At 33.6% G+C, this 17,094-nt stretch carries 18 protein-coding genes and 2 pseudogenes; 3 read left to right on the top strand and 17 right to left on the bottom strand.

Going from position 1 to position 17,094, the window contains the following annotated elements:
- Nucleotides 1-13: 13 nt before the first annotated feature.
- The 8 genes and pseudogenes from LZ578_RS04835 to murB all read right to left on the bottom strand — a co-directional run bounded on the left by LZ578_RS04835 (nt 14) and on the right by murB (nt 7,665).
- The gene (locus tag LZ578_RS04835; protein ID WP_235146180.1) at nt 14-433 is read right to left on the bottom strand and encodes a DUF1801 domain-containing protein; all 420 of its coding nucleotides are present in this window, start codon (nt 431-433) and stop codon (nt 14-16) included.
- A gap of 28 nt (nt 434-461) precedes the next feature.
- Nucleotides 462-1,532, bottom strand: a complete 1,071-nt coding sequence (locus LZ578_RS04830) for a PotD/PotF family extracellular solute-binding protein (protein ID WP_235146179.1) — start codon at nt 1,530-1,532, stop codon at nt 462-464.
- On the bottom strand, nt 1,529-2,371 hold the full coding sequence (locus LZ578_RS04825) for an ABC transporter permease (RefSeq protein ID WP_235146178.1): 843 nt from the start codon (nt 2,369-2,371) through the stop codon (nt 1,529-1,531). The genes LZ578_RS04830 and LZ578_RS04825 overlap by 4 nt, the downstream gene beginning before the upstream one ends.
- Complete coding sequence (locus tag LZ578_RS04820) at nt 2,368-3,177, bottom strand: ABC transporter permease (protein ID WP_235146177.1); 810 nt, start codon at nt 3,175-3,177, stop codon at nt 2,368-2,370. Before LZ578_RS04820 ends, LZ578_RS04825 begins: the two co-directional genes overlap by 4 nt.
- Before the next feature lie 12 nt (nt 3,178-3,189).
- A pseudogene (locus LZ578_RS12460) lies at nt 3,190-4,280 on the bottom strand (ABC transporter ATP-binding protein).
- A 24-nt stretch (nt 4,281-4,304) separates the two neighbouring features.
- Nucleotides 4,305-4,847 carry a helix-turn-helix domain-containing protein gene (locus LZ578_RS04805; protein ID WP_235146176.1) on the bottom strand — a complete coding sequence of 181 codons (543 nt, stop codon included), beginning with the start codon at nt 4,845-4,847 and terminating at the stop codon, nt 4,305-4,307.
- 160 nt (nt 4,848-5,007) lie between these two features.
- Nucleotides 5,008-6,711 carry an ABC transporter ATP-binding protein gene (locus tag LZ578_RS04800; RefSeq protein ID WP_235146175.1) on the bottom strand — a complete coding sequence of 568 codons (1,704 nt, stop codon included), beginning with the start codon at nt 6,709-6,711 and terminating at the stop codon, nt 5,008-5,010.
- A 45-nt stretch (nt 6,712-6,756) separates the two neighbouring features.
- Nucleotides 6,757-7,665 carry a UDP-N-acetylmuramate dehydrogenase gene (gene murB / locus LZ578_RS04795; RefSeq protein ID WP_235146398.1) on the bottom strand — a complete coding sequence of 303 codons (909 nt, stop codon included), beginning with the start codon at nt 7,663-7,665 and terminating at the stop codon, nt 6,757-6,759.
- 357 nt (nt 7,666-8,022) lie between these two features.
- Between murB and LZ578_RS04790 the strand changes: the two genes are divergently transcribed.
- Both LZ578_RS04790 and LZ578_RS04785 read left to right on the top strand, forming a co-directional pair.
- The gene (locus tag LZ578_RS04790; protein ID WP_235146174.1) at nt 8,023-8,274 is read left to right on the top strand and encodes a hypothetical protein; all 252 of its coding nucleotides are present in this window, start codon (nt 8,023-8,025) and stop codon (nt 8,272-8,274) included.
- Between the two features lie 16 nt (nt 8,275-8,290).
- Nucleotides 8,291-9,052, top strand: coding sequence for an exodeoxyribonuclease III (locus LZ578_RS04785; RefSeq protein WP_235146173.1), 762 nt, complete (start codon nt 8,291-8,293; stop codon nt 9,050-9,052).
- Between the two features lie 61 nt (nt 9,053-9,113).
- Here LZ578_RS04785 and LZ578_RS04780 read toward each other — a convergent pair whose 3' ends face one another.
- The 3 genes from LZ578_RS04780 to pta form a co-directional block, all read right to left on the bottom strand.
- Nucleotides 9,114-9,641 carry a GNAT family N-acetyltransferase gene (locus LZ578_RS04780; protein WP_235146172.1) on the bottom strand — a complete coding sequence of 176 codons (528 nt, stop codon included), beginning with the start codon at nt 9,639-9,641 and terminating at the stop codon, nt 9,114-9,116.
- Between the two features lie 14 nt (nt 9,642-9,655).
- The gene (gene tsaE / locus LZ578_RS04775) at nt 9,656-10,135 is read right to left on the bottom strand and encodes a tRNA (adenosine(37)-N6)-threonylcarbamoyltransferase complex ATPase subunit type 1 TsaE (RefSeq protein WP_235146171.1); all 480 of its coding nucleotides are present in this window, start codon (nt 10,133-10,135) and stop codon (nt 9,656-9,658) included.
- Nucleotides 10,136-10,268: 133 nt separating this feature from the next.
- Entirely contained in the window at nt 10,269-11,246 is a 978-nt protein-coding gene (pta, locus tag LZ578_RS04770; RefSeq protein ID WP_235146170.1) for a phosphate acetyltransferase, read from the bottom strand.
- 205 nt (nt 11,247-11,451) lie between these two features.
- On the opposite strand from pta, the gene LZ578_RS04765 reads away from it, so the two are divergent.
- Nucleotides 11,452-11,916 (top strand): glutathione peroxidase, encoded by a 465-nt coding sequence (locus LZ578_RS04765; protein WP_235146169.1) that lies wholly within the window; start codon nt 11,452-11,454, stop codon nt 11,914-11,916.
- An 89-nt stretch (nt 11,917-12,005) separates the two neighbouring features.
- On the opposite strand, the gene lacB is transcribed toward LZ578_RS04765, so the two are convergent.
- The 6 genes and pseudogenes from lacB to LZ578_RS04735 all read right to left on the bottom strand — a co-directional run bounded on the left by lacB (nt 12,006) and on the right by LZ578_RS04735 (nt 17,093).
- Complete coding sequence (gene lacB, locus LZ578_RS04760; RefSeq protein WP_235146168.1) at nt 12,006-12,521, bottom strand: galactose-6-phosphate isomerase subunit LacB; 516 nt, start codon at nt 12,519-12,521, stop codon at nt 12,006-12,008.
- A 50-nt stretch (nt 12,522-12,571) separates the two neighbouring features.
- Nucleotides 12,572-13,005, bottom strand: a pseudogene (gene lacA / locus LZ578_RS04755) (galactose-6-phosphate isomerase subunit LacA).
- The gene (locus tag LZ578_RS04750; protein WP_235146167.1) at nt 13,002-13,772 is read right to left on the bottom strand and encodes a DeoR/GlpR family DNA-binding transcription regulator; all 771 of its coding nucleotides are present in this window, start codon (nt 13,770-13,772) and stop codon (nt 13,002-13,004) included. The pseudogene lacA and the gene LZ578_RS04750 overlap by 4 nt, the downstream one beginning before the upstream one ends.
- 124 nt (nt 13,773-13,896) lie before the next feature.
- A complete protein-coding gene (locus LZ578_RS04745; RefSeq protein ID WP_235146166.1) occupies nt 13,897-15,375 on the bottom strand; it encodes a sulfatase in 1,479 nt (492 codons plus the stop codon).
- A 21-nt stretch (nt 15,376-15,396) separates the two neighbouring features.
- Nucleotides 15,397-16,281: a PTS system mannose/fructose/sorbose family transporter subunit IID gene (locus LZ578_RS04740; RefSeq protein WP_235146165.1), complete on the bottom strand. Its 885-nt coding sequence runs from the start codon at nt 16,279-16,281 to the stop codon at nt 15,397-15,399.
- Nucleotides 16,281-17,093: a PTS sugar transporter subunit IIC gene (locus LZ578_RS04735; RefSeq protein ID WP_235146164.1), complete on the bottom strand. Its 813-nt coding sequence runs from the start codon at nt 17,091-17,093 to the stop codon at nt 16,281-16,283. Before LZ578_RS04735 ends, LZ578_RS04740 begins: the two co-directional genes overlap by 1 nt.
- Nucleotide 17,094: the final 1 nt, after the last annotated feature.

Genomic DNA, 17,094 nt, shown 5'->3' with positions numbered 1-17,094 from the left:
CACTATTTTTTATTTATTCTGGATAGTTTTTCTGTGTAAATTTTACAGACTCTCGAATTAATTTTTTTAGAACCAAAATATCAATGTCCGCTAACTTATTGACGTATACACAAGCTTTTCCAGTAGTATGTTTACCAAAATCTTTAAGTATATCTTCTCTACTTTCGTCGCCTACAGCTAAATACAAACTGATCTTCGCTTTCCGTGGCGAAAAACCAACTAAAGGTGCATCACCTTCATGTCTCGATTTATACTTATAATGATATTTTCCAAATCCAATAATGCTTGGTCCCCACATTTTTGCTTCTAATCCCGTCACTTCAGTGAAGATATCTATTAATTGATACGCATCTTCTCGTTTCTTCACACTTTCGACTTTTTCGATGAAATCCATAACATTCTCATCCGTTTCTTTTGTCTTTAATTCGTACATCTTCCACACTCCTTTCTGTAATCAAATATTATTTACGAAACATTTTAACTTCTAAGAATAAATCATTATAAATCCCTAATAATTCTGGTCCTAAATTTTCATATACTTCCATATTAGCAATCTCTTCGTCAGATGGATAGAACTGTTCATCTTCTGTAATCTCAGAATCTAATCGTTCAATAGCATCTGCATTTGGTGTGGAGTAACCAACATATTCAGCATTAATTGCTGCATTTTCAGGGTCCAATAGGAAATTTATAAAAGCATAAGCTCCATCTATATTGCGAGCTGTTTTTGGAATAACTACATTATCAAACCATATATTCGTTCCTTCATCAGGAATCACATAGTGTAGATGTTCATTTTCGTCTAACATTTCGCTAGCTTCTCCAGAAAAAGTAACCGCCATTGCAGCTTCTTCTTGAATCATATACATTTTTATTTCATCAGCAACAATCGCTTTTACGTTCGGAGTCATCTGCTTCAGTTTCTCTGTAATCCTAGTAAGGATTTCAGGATTTTCCTCATTTAAAGAATAGCCCTCACTTTGAAGGCCAATCCCCATGATTTCCCTAGCTCCGTCAATTAACATCAAACTATTTTTATAATCAGGATTCCATAAATCATTCCAAGTTGAAGGTTCTTTTTCAATAAATTTATCATTATAAACAATTCCTAAAGTTCCCCAGAAATAAGGAATGGAGTAACGATTTCCTTTATCAAACGCTTGGTCCAAAAATCGAGAGTCGATGTGTTCCAATCCATTCACTCTGGAAAGATCAAGCTCCTGTAACATTCCTTCATCTCTCATCCGTTCAATCATATATTCAGAAGGAATTGTTAAATCATAAGCTGTACCACCTTGATTGATTTTTGTGTACATGGCTTCATTGGAGTCAAAGGTTTCATAAGATATTTTATAATTTGTTTCATCTTCGAATTTTTCTAATAATTCTGGTGCAATATAATCTCCCCAATTATAAATGGTTAACGTATTGTCACCTGTAAATCCTTGCGTTCTATTTAAGTATTGAATACCAAAAACTAAGCCTACACACACGACCAATATAGAAGTCATTACAATCGTAAGTCGTTTCATCCATTCAACACCTCACCTTGCTCATAGCCTATTGCTTTTATTTTTTGATCCCGTCTCTTTTGATTATAGGTTTGAATAAAATAGTTACCCAAAACTAATAACAATGTGAACAGAAACATCAACGCGCTCAATGCATTAATTTCAAGACTAACACCTCGACGAGCACGTGAATAAATTTCGACTGCTAGTGTGCTGAATCCATTTCCCGTTACAAAAAAAGTAACTGCAAAATCATCTAATGAATACGTAAAAGCCATAAAAAAGCCACTTAATATACCCGGAGTAATGCTTGGTAAAAGTATTCGTGAAATCACTTGCCAAGAATTTGCTCCTAAATCTTGAGCTGCATTAATCATAGAGTCTTTCATTTCATGAAGTTTTGGTAAAACCATTAATACAACAATCGGAATCGAAAAGGCAATATGACTTAATAATACAGACGCAAAGCCTAGGCTGAAGCCTACTATTGTAAAAAGAATAAGTAAGCTAGCACCAATAATAACATCCGGAGAAACCATTAAAATATTATTCAAGCTTAAAAGGGTTTGTCTGGTTCTATGTTTTTTGGAATAATAAATATAAATAGCTCCAAACGTTCCAATTATCGTAGCAATTAAGGCAGATAATAAAGCTACTAATAGGGTATTCAAAACAATCCCAATCAAACGTGTATCTTCAAATACAGCTTGATAGTGTTCCCAAGTAAAACCAGTAAATTCATTCATCGTTCCACCTGCATTGAATGAATAAAAAATTAAGTAAAAAATAGGGATATACAAAACAAGGAAAACGATTGTCAAAAATAGATTATTCCATTTGGAATTTTTATTTATTTTCATACTTTTTTCCTCGCTTTCTTTTCACCGGTTAGCTTCATAATGAGTAGCATGGCAATAATCAAAATGACTCCAATGGTAGAACCCATTCCCCAATTTTGGGTAACAAGAAAATGTTGTTCAACCGCAGTACCTAATGTAATTACACGATTTCCCCCGATCAGTCTAGTTAACATAAACAAAGATAAAGAAGGAATAAATACAGCTTGAAAGCCACTACGAACTCCACTCATACTTAAAGGGAAAATTACTTTTTTAATCGTTTCCCATTGAGTTGCTCCTAAATCATAACTAGCCATCGTTAAGGAAGGATTAATTTCCTCAATGGAATTAAAAATAGGCAAAATCATAAAGGGAAGCTCAATATAAGCTGCTACAAAAATAAAACTAAAATCAGTAAACAAGATTTGTTGGGGAGCGATTCCTAGAAAGCCTAAGAAATGATTAACAGTACCACTTTGACTAAATAACCCAATAAAAGCATATGCCTTTAATAATAGATTAATCCAAGTTGGTAAAATAATAAGAGATAGCCATAATTGTTTATTTTTTGTTCTACTTAAAAATAATGCCGTAGGATAACTAATTAAAAAAGTTGTTAAGGTAATTAAAAAGGCATATAGAAAAGAATTCAGAGTCATGGATAAATAGTTGAATGAAGTAAAGTATGCTACATAGTTGTCGAGTGTAAAATTCCCTGCAATATCAAAAAATGATTGATAAAGAATTAAGAGAATCGGTGCAATCACAAACAAGCCCAACCATAATACATATGGTGCTGAAAACCAATATCTAGATTGTTTTGTCATGAACGTCCCTCCTTATTCATCTTCATAGCTTTCCAAACGTGCATCAAATTCTTCTTCCGTTTCTCCCAAACGCATGACATGGATCGCGTATGGCTCGAAATATAGTCCAACTTCTTCTCCAATAGTTGCTTTTTTGGTTGAATGAATCATCCATTCATTCCCGTCTTTATCGTATCCGATAATTTCATAATGAACTCCACGAAATAATTGCGTATCTACTTTTATGACCAATTTCCCTTTGTCTACACTTGTCAATTCTAAGTCTTCCGGACGAAGAACTACTTCTACTCGTTCTCTAGGAGTAATCCCGGCATCGGCACATTCAAAATCTTTTCCGACAAAACGAACTTTGTAGTCTTCAATCATTGTTCCGGAAACAATATTACTTTCTCCGATAAAATCTGCAACAAAACGATTAATAGGCTCATCATAAATATCAACGGGAGACCCACTTTGAACAATATCTCCTTTATTCATTACAAAAATCCAATCACTCATCGCTAATGCCTCTTCTTGATCATGAGTAACAAAAATAAAAGTAATTCCCAACCGTTGTTGCAATTCTCTTAATTCATATTGCATATTCGTTCGTAATTTTAAATCCAATGCTGATAATGGTTCATCTAGTAATAAGATATCCGGTTCATTCACAATAGCCCGAGCAATTGCTACTCGTTGTTGCTGTCCACCTGACATTTCACTAATTTCACGCTCACCATAGCCAGAAAGTTGTACCATTTTTAATGCATCGTTTACCTTTTTTTGATCTCTTCTTTTGCCATTTTTTTCAAAGTTAATCCAAACGCAATATTTTCGTATACATTCATATGGGGAAATAAAGCATAGTCTTGGAAAACCGTATTTACTTTTCGTTTATTAGCTGGCATACCATTAACAACTTGTTGATTCATTTTTATTACTCCAGAACTAGCATCGGTAAATCCTGCTATGAGACGAAGAATCGTTGTTTTCCCGCAACCTGATGGACCTAATAAGGTATAAAATTTTCCTTTTTCTATTTCAAAATTAATATCATGTAAAACGGTCTGTTCATCGTACTTTTTATAGACATTTTCCATCGTAATAATATTTTTATTCGTCATATTCATACACCTTCTCTTTATAAATTATAGATAAGAATCTGTCACTACTAGCAGTAATTTTGCTGGTCTCACTGAGGTATTTCGTATTTGATGTGACTCAGTTGCTTCAAAATAAAAGGACTCCCCCTTTTTTATACTGTACATTCGCTCCCCTAACTGAAGCTCAATCGTACCATTTAATATATATCCAAACGTTTCTGATAAGGAGGGAGCAAATTGTTTATACTCGCCATTTGCATTCAATGATAACATAATCGGTTCTAAGTCTTTGTTATTTGAATCAGGAATCATCCAGGTCATACTATATCCTTTTTCACGATCTTCAAAAACAGTACCATCTTGTTTCGTGTATACAATTGGTTGAGATACTCGATCATTATCAAAGAAATCTTTTGGGGTCGTTCCTAATACTTCTAAAATATCAAAAAAAGTTTCCATAGAAGGAGAACTTAAATTATTTTCCAATTGAGAGATATACCCTTTGGTCAAATCTGTTCGCTCTCCCAATTCTTCTTGCGTTAATTTTTTTTGTAATCGTAAATCTTTTAATTTTTTTCCAATTTCCAAGGAAATGAACTCCTTTTTCTTCGTAAGTTTAGTAAGACTAATCTTTAAGTTTAAATGCACGTCTTATTATAATCAATATTGACAAAAAAACAAGTCTATTTCTATCAAAAAAGCAGAAAATCCATTCAATAGGATTTCCTGCTTTTTATACAAAAGTATTTTAAAATAATCGTGCTACTCGGTCATAATGAACAAATTTCTCTGTGAATGCAAAAGGATCATTCATTCCGATTTGATTTGCAAATGTGTATAAGCTTGTTTCTTTTAAGGAAGCTTTTTTGATAATGTCAGGACTCACTAGAATATAAACAGGACTAGCGTCGGCAATAATTTCGCCATTTGTCATTACAACAGCTCGTTTCGTATACTCCATCATCAAATGAATATCATTTGTAACTAATAGAACCGTAACTCCTTGCAAATGAATGGTTTGTAAAAAGCTCATTATTTCTGTATATCGCGTGAAATCTTGACCGGCTACCGGTTCATCCACGATAATCATTTCAGGACTTAAGGCCAGTATTGAAGCAATCATCACTCTTCTCAACTGCCCAAAACTCAATGTTGAAATTGATAACTCGCGAATATACTGTAAACTACACACACGAATTGCTTCTTCTACTCTTTTATTTATTTCTTCTAAAGGGAAATTTCGTTTCTTTAAGCGATAAGATATTTCTTCATAGATAGATTCTTGAGTAATGTATTCCATTGGATCTTGAGGAACATATCCAACTAAGCTTTCCATTTGCTCTTGATCAAATTCGGTAATATCTTGGCCTTTCCACAAAATTTTTCCTCGTTTGGTAGTCTCTAACCCTGCAATAATTTTTGCTAGTGTCGTCTTTCCTGATTGATTTGGACCAATGATACTCAACATTTCGCCTTCTCTAATTTTAAGGCTCACATCGTGAATCACGTCTTCCTCGTTCCACGGATACTTGAATTGAACATTTTGAAGCTCCAGTAGCTCCCCTTCATTTTCTGGATAAAGAAAATGTGGTAAATAAGACAACCATTTTTCCATCTCTATTTTTAGATTTGGACCGTTTACTTTATGTACATCATCCAAATGTTCAATCTCGTCTAGATTGATACCTGCATAGCGCATAGCTGTAATATAGAGAGGTTCGCGAATTCCAATATCACTAAGAATATCCGTTTTTAAAATATCAGATGGTTTTCCATCAGCGATAATCCGCCCATCTGAAAACAACAAAAGACGATCGATTGGAGAAACTAATGCATCTTCCAAACGATGTTCAATCAAAATAACAGTAGTGTCCGTCTTTTTATGTAACTCATCAACAAAATTCATCACTAAATCACCCGATTTAGGATCTAGATTTGCTAACGGTTCATCAAAAATTAACATGGGAGTTTCATTTAAATAAAGACCTGCAGCGGATATTTTATCAAACTGAATGTCACTTAACAGTTCAAAACCTTGAGATAGACTTGGATATTTATTTAAAAACCATTTCATTCCTGCCCGTTTCTTTTGCTCCAAGTACGATTGGAATGGTTGAACGGTTGGCTTTTGTCCAAATTGTTGATCTTTTTTCTTTACCATCTCAGCACTTTCTTCCATGCTAATCGCTAATTCATTGGGTAAAAAATTTGTAATCGATTTTTCTGACTCCCCATCTCCATAAATGATTGAACCGGAGTAATCGTGGTTGTCACTATTCGGAAGAGCTCCAGACAAACATCTAGCAAAGGTAGATTTTCCTGATCCACTGGGACCCACAATTAGAATTTTTTCGCCTTTATAAAGAGTAATATTCAGTTCATTTAAAACAGGATCTAGCTGATCTGAATAGGTAAAACTAAAATTTTGAAAAGTAATTAGTGGTTTCTTCAAGTGATCTCCCCCTCTGCCATGTTCTTCTATAAGAGTATCTTCTATTCATGATGAAATACTTTCAATGAATGCTTTTTCTGTATCAAATAATAAATCTTCACCAATAATTCTGACTTCAGTTTCTAATTTTACTTCATATACATCAAATATAATTTCTTGGATATGTGCAATCAAATTAATGTAATCCGTAGCAGTAGCTCGGTTCACATTCACAATAAAGCCAGCATGTTTCATAGAAATTTGTGCCCCGCCTAGCATTTTCCCTTGAAGACCTGCTTCTTGGATTAACTTGCCAGTAAAATATCCTGCTGGACGCTTGAAAACACTTCCACAAGATGGATATTCTAGTGGTTGCTTAGCAGTACGTAATTCAGTCAGTTCTTCCATTTTAGCAGAAATTTTTTCTTTCTTTCCTTTTTCCAAAATAAATACCGTTTCTAAGACAATATCTCCTGTATTTTGGATCTTACTATGTCGATAACTAAACTCTAAATCTTCATTTTGATAAATTTTTCGTTCACCTTGTTGTGTGACTACCTCGACTGTTTCAATCACAGCATTAACCTCTCCACCATACGCACCTGCATTCATATAAACAGCTCCCCCAACACTACCGGGGATTCCACATGCAAATTCTAATCCTGTTAGTTCTTCATAAAGAGCTCGTTTGGATGCATCAATTAATTTAGCGCCACTTTGTACAATTAAGCGATTTTTTTCTAGTTTCATTCCGTTCATTTCCGTTAAAATCATTACAATTCCACGAATTCCACCATCTCGAATAATAACATTACTCGAATTCCCTAAGATGGTTAGAGGCACATTATGATCGTATGTCCATTTTACTATTTCCTGTACTTCATCTTTTGCAACAGGAAATACTAAAGCATCAGCCGGACCACCCGTTTTTGTGTATGTATAAGCGTCTAATTTCTCGTCTCCTTTAATAATCATATGCGGAAACGTTTCATACAACTGCTCTACAAGTAAATTTTTTCCTAGCAATATTTTCCCCTCGCAATAATTTTTCATCTTATTAGTAGTTGTTTTAATGTGATCACCCAATTCTATTCATAAAAAAAGGAGTTTTTCAACTTTTTTATGAATAAACTAATGTAATTTAACTTTAAAAGTCATTTAACTTGGATGAATGTTATTGTAGCATATTATACACGTATCATACGTTATTTTAAAGGATGCCGTCCTCTTCTTTGAATTTTTCTTACCAAAAAGCCATGTGAACGTTCTTTTTTTAATATTATGCTAAAATAATAAAGAATAAAGAGACAAATAATGAAGGAGGAATATCGTTTGAGAGATAAAAAACTAAAAGATGCAGTGGTTTTTACAGTACTCAGTTTATTATATCCTGCATATTTATTTGCAACTCGTCAGCCAGGATCCATTACAAATGTTTCATTATTTTTGGCACTTTTTTTCCCGATTGTTGCAATTATATTCAGTTTAAATGTAATCGATCCACGTTTTAAATGGGGTTTGACTTCTTTAAATATCGTCATATTTATCTTGTTTGCCTTTTATACTATTCAAATTCTATTATAGAAAAGGAGTTTTTTTAGTGAGTCTAAAATTTGTTTCTTGGAATGTAAATGGATTACGTGCCATTGTTAAGAAGAATTTTTTGGAAGATTTTGTAACATTTGATGCTGATTTCTTTTGTTTACAAGAAACTAAACTTCAAGAAGGTCAGATTGATTTAGAATTTCCTGGCTATACCTCTTATTGGAATTATGCAGTAAAAAAAGGATACTCAGGAACTGCTATTTTTACAAAACATACTCCTTTGTCCGTTCGAAAAGGGATGGGAATAGAAGAACATGATCAAGAAGGTAGAGTTTTAACTTTAGAGTATGAAAACTTTTGGTTAGTTAATGTGTATACACCAAATTCTCAACCAAAATTAGCCAGAGTAGATTATCGAATGAACTGGGAAGATGCCTTCCGAGATTATTTAAAAACACTAGAAGAAGATAAACCAGTAATTGTTTGTGGAGATTTAAATGTCGCTCACACAGAGATTGATTTAAAAAACCCTCAGAATAATCACAAAAATCCTGGCTTTTCAGACCAGGAAAGAGAGAAATTTTCATCTCTCTTGGAATACGGATTCGTTGATACATTCCGATACTATTACCCAGCGGTAACAGGGAAGTATTCTTGGTGGAGTTATCGATTTAATGCTAGAAAAAATAATGCTGGTTGGAGAATTGATTATTTTCTTGTTTCTAAAGCATTGAAAGACCAACTACTTTCTGCAGATATTCACGATGATTTTTTAGGAAGCGATCATTGCCCAGTTTCGCTTACTATTTCTATTTAATAAAAAAAGATGTGTATTCTCCATTAGTATTAAGAATACACATCTTTTTTTATTTTTAAAATTAATCGATCAACAAACTCATGATTACTCCATCATAAAACACACTATCAATTTGCATTGCTCTAGCTAACGTACCTTCTTTTTTATATCCCATTTTTTCATATAAATGAATTGCACGTTCATTATCTGCGTGTACAGTTAACTCTAAACGGCGAATGACTTTACTTTCTTTTGCCCATATTTCTATTTCTTCCATTAAAACTGTACCGATTCCAAATCCCCAAAATTCCTCCGAAACCGTAATCCCTACTTCACCTACATGACGAATTTTCTCTTTATGACTGGATCCTACCGATGCAATACCAATCAATTCTTTGTTATTAATCGTGGCAATAAGCATTACTTCATTATCTTTTTCGAGTAACCCTTCTAAATACATGGTTTCAAAAGACTCTGATAGATCTAATCCCTCTTCTCCGTATATTAAAAATGGAGTTTCCGAACCTGATTGTGCACTAAACTCTAAAATCTCTTTGGCATCGGATGGTATTGCTTCTCGAATCATGATTTCTATCTTTTCTTTTTTCAATTTTTTTCTCCTTTTTATTCAGCTAGCCATTCTTTTTCAATAGTTTTCAATAGTTCTTTATAACGTTGACCTTGCGGAATAAATGTAATCGTACGTTTTCCAAGTGAATGATGATTGGGAACAAGTATGATTTTCAAAAACTCATCAGGTAATTCTTCTTCAATAAAAGTAGCCCATTCTATTACAGTAAGGCCATTTCCATAGAAATATTCCTCTAACCCCAATCCATCACCACCACCTTCTTCCAAGCGGTAAACATCCATGTGATATAAAGGCATTCTTCCTTTTGTATATTCACGAATCAATGTATAGGTAGGACTTTTAATCACATGTTCAATATTCAGTCCTTTCGCAAGGCCCTTTGTAAAAGTTGTCTTTCCAGCACCTAATTCGCCTTCTAATAAAATAAGATCTTTTTGTTCTACTAATCTTCCAACTATTTCTGCTAATGCAATTGTTTCTGTTTCTTGATTTGTTTCGATGGTGAATGTCATTTTAAACCTCCTTCACCTTTGTTTGTTTCATTATAAAGCATAAAAACTTAATTGTGCACCTTGAGCAACAAAAAAACTTCCCTTCCTCTCAAATCTTCTCGATTGGAGGGAAAGGAAGTATTTATTTGAGTAATTATACTAACGTTTGGTTTGCAGTAATGATTGCAGTTTTATAGACGTCTTCTTCTACACAACCACGTGACAAGTCAGAAATTGGTTTATTTAGACCTTGTAAAATTGGTCCAACTGCTTCAAATGCTCCAAAACGTTGAGCAATTTTGTAGCCGATATTTCCAGATTGGATTTCTGGGAAAACAAATACAGTTGCTTTTCCAGCTACATTAGAATCAGGTGCTTTTTGGTTTGCAACCGTTTGAACGAATGCAGCGTCAAATTGTAATTCTCCGTCGATGTTGTATTCAGGTGCTAGTTCTTGAGCAATCTTTGCTGCTTCTGCAACTTTTTCTTGTTCAGGAGAAGAAGCGGAACCTTTAGTAGAAAAGCTCAATAGAGCTACATTTGGTTCAATCCCAAACATTTCTGCTGTTTTCGCACTTTCTACTGCAATCTCTGCTAATTCTTGTGCATTCGGATTAATGTTGATTGCACAGTCTGCAAATAGATACTTTTCTTGTTCACGGCCGCGGATCATGATGAAAGCTCCACTTGTACGGCTCACACCTGGTTTTGTTTTGATAATTTGTAATGCTGGACGCACGGTATCTCCTGTTGAATGAACCGCTCCACTTACTAATCCATCGGCTAATCCCATATGAACTAGCATCGTACCAAAGTAGTTTTCATCTTTTAAAGATTCTTTTGCTTGGCTTTCAGTAGCTTTTCCTTTTCGACGTTCTACGAATGATGCAACCATCTCGTCTATTTTGTCATAATTTTCTGGGTCGAAAATTTGAATATCACTAATGTTAAATCCACGTTCTTTTGCTGCTGTAGTAACTTCCTCAACATTTCCAATTAAAAGAGGTTCTACGAGTCCTTCTGACTTCAAACGAACAGCTGCACCTTGAATACGAGGTTCTGTTCCTTCTGGGAAAACAATTTTAATTTCTTTCCCTTTGATCTTTTCTGTTAAATTTTCAAACATATCCACTACAGTTCACTCCCTAAGGTATTTACTTCTCCTCTATCATAACTCAAATTAGTATACTTGTCAGTATAAAACAGCTAAATAAACTGTATTATTGAGTTTTCATTCACAATAATAGTAAATCTTGTTTTTTACTTATAGGCAAACCATTATACCTTTACTTTAAAGTAAGGTAAAATTAGAACTATAGTGAAGGGAGGAACTACAAATGAGTGTCTTCGATTTTACAGTACAAGACTTAGAAAATAATTCTCAAAGCTTAGATCAATACCGTGGGGATGTACTTTTAATTGTTAATACAGCAACAAAATGCGGTCTGGTTGGTCAACTAAAAGGACTAGAAAAACTACAGGAAGAGTTTAAAGATAAGGGGTTCAACGTACTCGGTTTCCCTAGTAATCAGTTTATGGGACAAGAACCGTTAGATGGAATGGAAATTAAGAATGAGTGTAGCTTAAACTATGGGGTTACATTTCCACTATTTGATAAAATAAAAGTAAACGGTTCCGATGCCAGTGATTTGTATAAATATTTGGTTTCAGAAACTGGTAATAAGTTTATTAAATGGAATTACACGAAATTTCTTGTCGATCGTGAAGGAAACGTAGTCGATCGTTTTGCACCAACTACTTCTCCTGAAAATATTAGATTAGATATCGAAAAAATATTATAACAACCAAATAAACTGTATCACAAAAGAACCTATCTTTTCACAATTATAATGTGAAAAGATAGGTTCTTTTATTAGTTTCATTAAATTCATTAATCCTGATAAGCACCAACTTCCCATTGCTTTAAAAACCCATCAAATTTATCCTCAATATTTTCCTTGTCATAATTCTTTTCTAATGACATTAGCTTCTGAACAATTACTTCATTCTCTTTATTTTTTTCGTACTCAGCTTCAATAAATTGATCAATACAAGAGAAAATAAGATGTTCACCCGTGATTTTTCCACCAAAACCTATAACATTGGCATTCAGTTTTTGTTTAGCATACAAAGCAGTTGCTGTGTCTCTTACTAAAGCAGCACGAACTCCCTTAACCTTATTAGCCCCATTAGAAATACCTACTCCTGTACCACAAATAACAATCCCTAAATCTACTTCCCCATTTGCAACTGCTTCTCCTACACGTTTACCATAAATAGGATAATGAGTTCGAGTAAAATCATAAGTTCCTTTATCAATAATCGTATGCCCTTTAGATTTTAAATAATCAGAAACTGCAATTTTAGTGTCTGTAACGATATGATCATTTCCTAACGCAATAATCATTTATGTTATTCCCCTTTCGTAAATAAACTCTTTTTTTAAATTAATTTGAATTAACAAATTGCATTCAACATATCTACTCGAATTTGATGTCTTCCTCCTGAATAACTGGTACTTAAAAAAGCATCTACAATATTTTTTGCAAGTAGTTCACCGACTATTTTTGATCCCATAGAAATAATCATTGCATTATTATGGTCCCTAGTCATTTTAGCAGAATGTTCATCTGATACTTCAGCAACAATTATTCCATGAAGTTTTGTTGCTGCCATAAAAGAACCAGCTCCTGTTTCATCAAAAAGTATTCCTACAGCTTTTTCAGTTTCTTTCACTTTATTAGCAACTGCTACACTGGAGTCTATAAAATCTTCCGCACCCTCAGGTGTTACATCTACAACTTCAATATCTTTTTTTCTTTTAATAAATAATCTTTTATGTAATCTTTTAATTCTAATCCGGTTTGATCTGATCCCAAAAATACTTTCATGATAATCCTCCTTCTCCATTCAAAACTGCTGTATATTTCTCAATATTAATTTTCATATCTGAGGTTACTTTTGAATCAGTAACTACTCCAGTAACTTCATCAAGATTATAAAAGCTATAAAAATCTTCTTTATCTATTTTACTGTAATCTGCTACAATATATTTTTCTTTAGCATTATCCAAGACGATCCCTTGTGTTACTCCCTCTTCTTCATTTGAAGTATAGACTTCATTATCATTAATTGCATTTACACCTATAAATGCTTTTTTTACTTTAAATTTAGACAATGTCTGGTTAGCAATCGAGCCTACAAAAGCACCTGTCCTTACTCGATAACTTCCACCTACTAATATTAAATCATAAGCACTGTTCTTCTTGAATTTTTCAAATGTATGATAAGAGTTCGTAATAATACGTAAAGGTAATACTTCCAGGTAATCAAACACTAACTCTAATGTAGTTCCTGTACCCAGGAAAACCGTATCATTTTTATGGAGCATGGATGCAATCTTTTTTGCAATTTCTATTTTTTCTTCTATATTAATTTCTTGTTTTTCATAGTGAGATCGTTCACTCTCTACAAGCTTCTCAACTGCTTTAGCTCCACCATGTATCCTTTCAATCATTCCTGCTTCTTCGAGTTCTTTTAAGTCTCGACGTATAGTCATTTCCGTGACCTGCAGTTTATCAGTTAATTCAGAAACTCGCACAATCCCCTGTCCAGTCATCATATCTTGTATTGTTTCTAAACGTTCTTCTTTAAGCAATTGTGCCCTCTCCTTCATAACTTTTTTGCTATCCTAGAAAAAACGGTAGGATTCCGCCTAGATTTGGCAGTTATCTACCGTTCTAACCAAAGTATTTTTTAGTCCACTCTCTTGTATATTTATTTTACTCTAAATCCAATCTTTGAAATTGTTCTTCCGGACATTCATTTTCTATTAGAGCTTCTTTCAGTTTATTCTTGAATTCCATTTCTTTTTGTTCATTTTTAATAGGATACTTTTGCTTTGGATCTTTTTTTATATTAAACAAAAGACTTTCTTGTGTGTATTTCAACATATTATCCATTCCATCTAAAATAGAAGGATAATAAATAGGGAATTTATATACAGGATACTCTGTGCGCTTTAAAAATCGTCCCATTTGGATTTCAGATTTATTTTTTTCTCCTAAATAGTGTCGAATTGTTGTTGGAATTGCAGTATATTCGAACAAAGGACTATTTTTTTCATTTGGTGCACGAAAATATGTATATTCCCCATCAGCATAGTTGATCGTTATTCCATGAGCTCCATACAAGGCATATTTTTTATTATTATCTTTATGATTCATTAATGGAAACCAAGATTTCCCTTGTACTTCCTCTGGAGTAGCCACATCAAAATAATCAAGGACAGTTGGCATTACATCAATGTTCTGTGTAATTTTTTCTTCTCGCTCACCTTTTCTACGACCTTTTGGATCTTTGACCACTAAAGGGATAGCTGCTAATTCATTGTAATCATGCATATAGTTTTTACCAAAAAGATTTCTTTCTCCTAAAAAATATCCATGATCAGAAGTTGCAATAATTAATGTATCCTCATACATACCTAACTCTTTTAATTTGTCAATTAATTTTCCGAAATACTCATCCGTCATCGTACAAAGTGCTGAATACCGGTTTCGAATATAATCTACTGCTTCGGTAGGTACATCTACTTCACCATAGACAGGTGTCTCAAAATAAGGTCCTTCATACTCATCATTATAAAGTTCCATATATTTTGAAGGAACATCAAAAGGTTCATGTGGATCAAAAACTTCTACTTGTAAGAAAAAGTCTTCTTCTCCTTTATTATCTTCTAGCCATTCACATGCAGACATAAAAGTTTTAGGTGTAGGATATTCATCGGGGTTTTCATACCACTTTTCACGATTTGCCTGGTACTGTTTTCTCAACTTACCGTGGTACTCTTCAGGCATCCATTCTGGATCTTTTATCTTAGATATCCAAGGATCGCCTTCCTGACCTCGATGATAATCCCAGGTATTATATTGATTAATGTACCCTTCCCCGCCTAAACGAAAATAATGACAATGGTCGGTAGTTATATGAGAAAAAACACCATGTTCTTGAAGTAGTTTAGGAAATGTAATATCGAATGGTTCTATCGGCCCCCAGGATCTTTCTAAAAATCCTAATCGTCCCGTCAAAAGATCTCGTCTGGCAGGCATACATGGTGTCGATCCAATATAATGATTATCAAAGATTAACGAATCATCACAAAATGCATCCAAGTTAGGTGTAATAATCTCACTTTTTTCATTATATGAAGTTAAGACATCTTTTCTCAACGTATCCATTAAAACTAAAATAGCTCTCATAATAAACTCCTTTCATTACTTTTAAATAAGAATACCCAATGCAGCTAATACAATAGAAATAGCAATTATACTAAAGATAATAGCTACAATATGTTTACCGTTCCATTTTTTCACTAAGTAAAAACAGAGTAAAGTAATGAGTAATGGTAATAAGTTTGGCATTACACGATCGAGCATATCTTGAATAACAATAGGTGATTCTCCTTCACCGAATTGCAATCCCAGTTTTACATTCACTACTGTTGCAATTAATCCTCCAGCTACCATGACACCTAATACATTTGCCATTGTACTAATTCGATCTAAAACTTTTTTTCCAGCTCCTGAGGTTAATAATTCACGGCCTTTACTAAATCCCATATGAATCCCATAATATTTCAACGGAATATAAAGGGCATTAATCATTAGAAACATAACGATTGGTCCTAAAAAATTCCCTTCAATTGCCATTGCTCCACCTATGGATCCAGCAATTGGAAACCATGTAAAGTTTAGTAAGCTATCTCCCATTCCTGCTAAAGGCCCCATGAGACTTGTTTTTACAGCAATAACAGATTCTTTTTCATCTTCATCTGTACTTTCTTCTAATGCAGCAGTGATTCCCAAAATGAATGGAATCAAAACAGGATGACTATTGAAAAATTCTAAATGTCTCTTCTGAGCATTAATTCGTAAGTCAATAGGTTGATCTGCATACAGTCTATTTAAAACAGGAGTAAGTGCATATAATGTACTTAAACTCTGCATTCTCTCATAATTATGAGAAAATTGAATCATCTGTGATCTCCAAAACATCTTATTCAAATCAGATTTTTGTATTTTTTCTGTCGAAACAGCAATAACTCCTGTTCCTCCTGTAACGTCCATCGCTGAATGTTTATTGTTTTCTAATTTATTATTATCCATTATAAATCATAACTCCCTTCATCATCACTGACTGTTACATGACTCGAGTCACTATTTGTATCAGTATTTACTTGAATATTACGATTAACAATCATATCGTATAAAGCAGCAAAACAAATTGCGATTGATGCGATTGCGATAGTTGGTAATTGTAAAAAAGTTGCTAAAGTAAATCCTAATGTTAGGAAAATCCACATATCTTTTTTCATCATCATTGATAAAAGCATAGCTAAACCAACTGCAGGAATAATTTTTGATGCTATTGCTAAACCTGTCATAATAAAAGCTGGAATAAAATCTAACACAGCTTCAACTGCAGGTGCACCTAAATATACGGCAATAAATACTGGAATCGCTCTACTCATGAAAAAGGATAATCCACCTAAATACTGTAATTTGTCTATTTCATAGAATTTTCCACTTTCTACTACAGAATCTGCTTTGTGAACTAAAGAAACATTCATTGTCATTACAACCATGCTTAATTGTTGAACAAGAAGAGCTACAGGGATAGCAACAGCAACTCCTGCCGAAACTCCGGCTTCTCCTCCTCCACCGGATAAAATACCAATGGCTACACCTACAATTGATCCTGAAATAACATCTGGTGGCTGATAGGCACCAATATTATTTGTTCCTAGCCACATCAATTCAAGTGTTCCTGCAATAATTAATCCTTGAAGAGGATCGCCTAAAATAAATCCTACAATAACTCCGGCTAACAAAGGTTTTCTAAATCCTAGATGAGGCCCAAATTGGTCTAAAGCACAAAAACCTGACCAAATAGCGATTAAAATAGCGTTTAATAACAAT

It is taken from the genome of Jeotgalibaca sp. MA1X17-3 (genome assembly GCF_021513155.1).
GTDB lineage: Bacteria > Bacillota > Bacilli > Lactobacillales > Aerococcaceae > Jeotgalibaca.
This window is presented reverse-complemented; position numbering and strand designations above follow the sequence as displayed.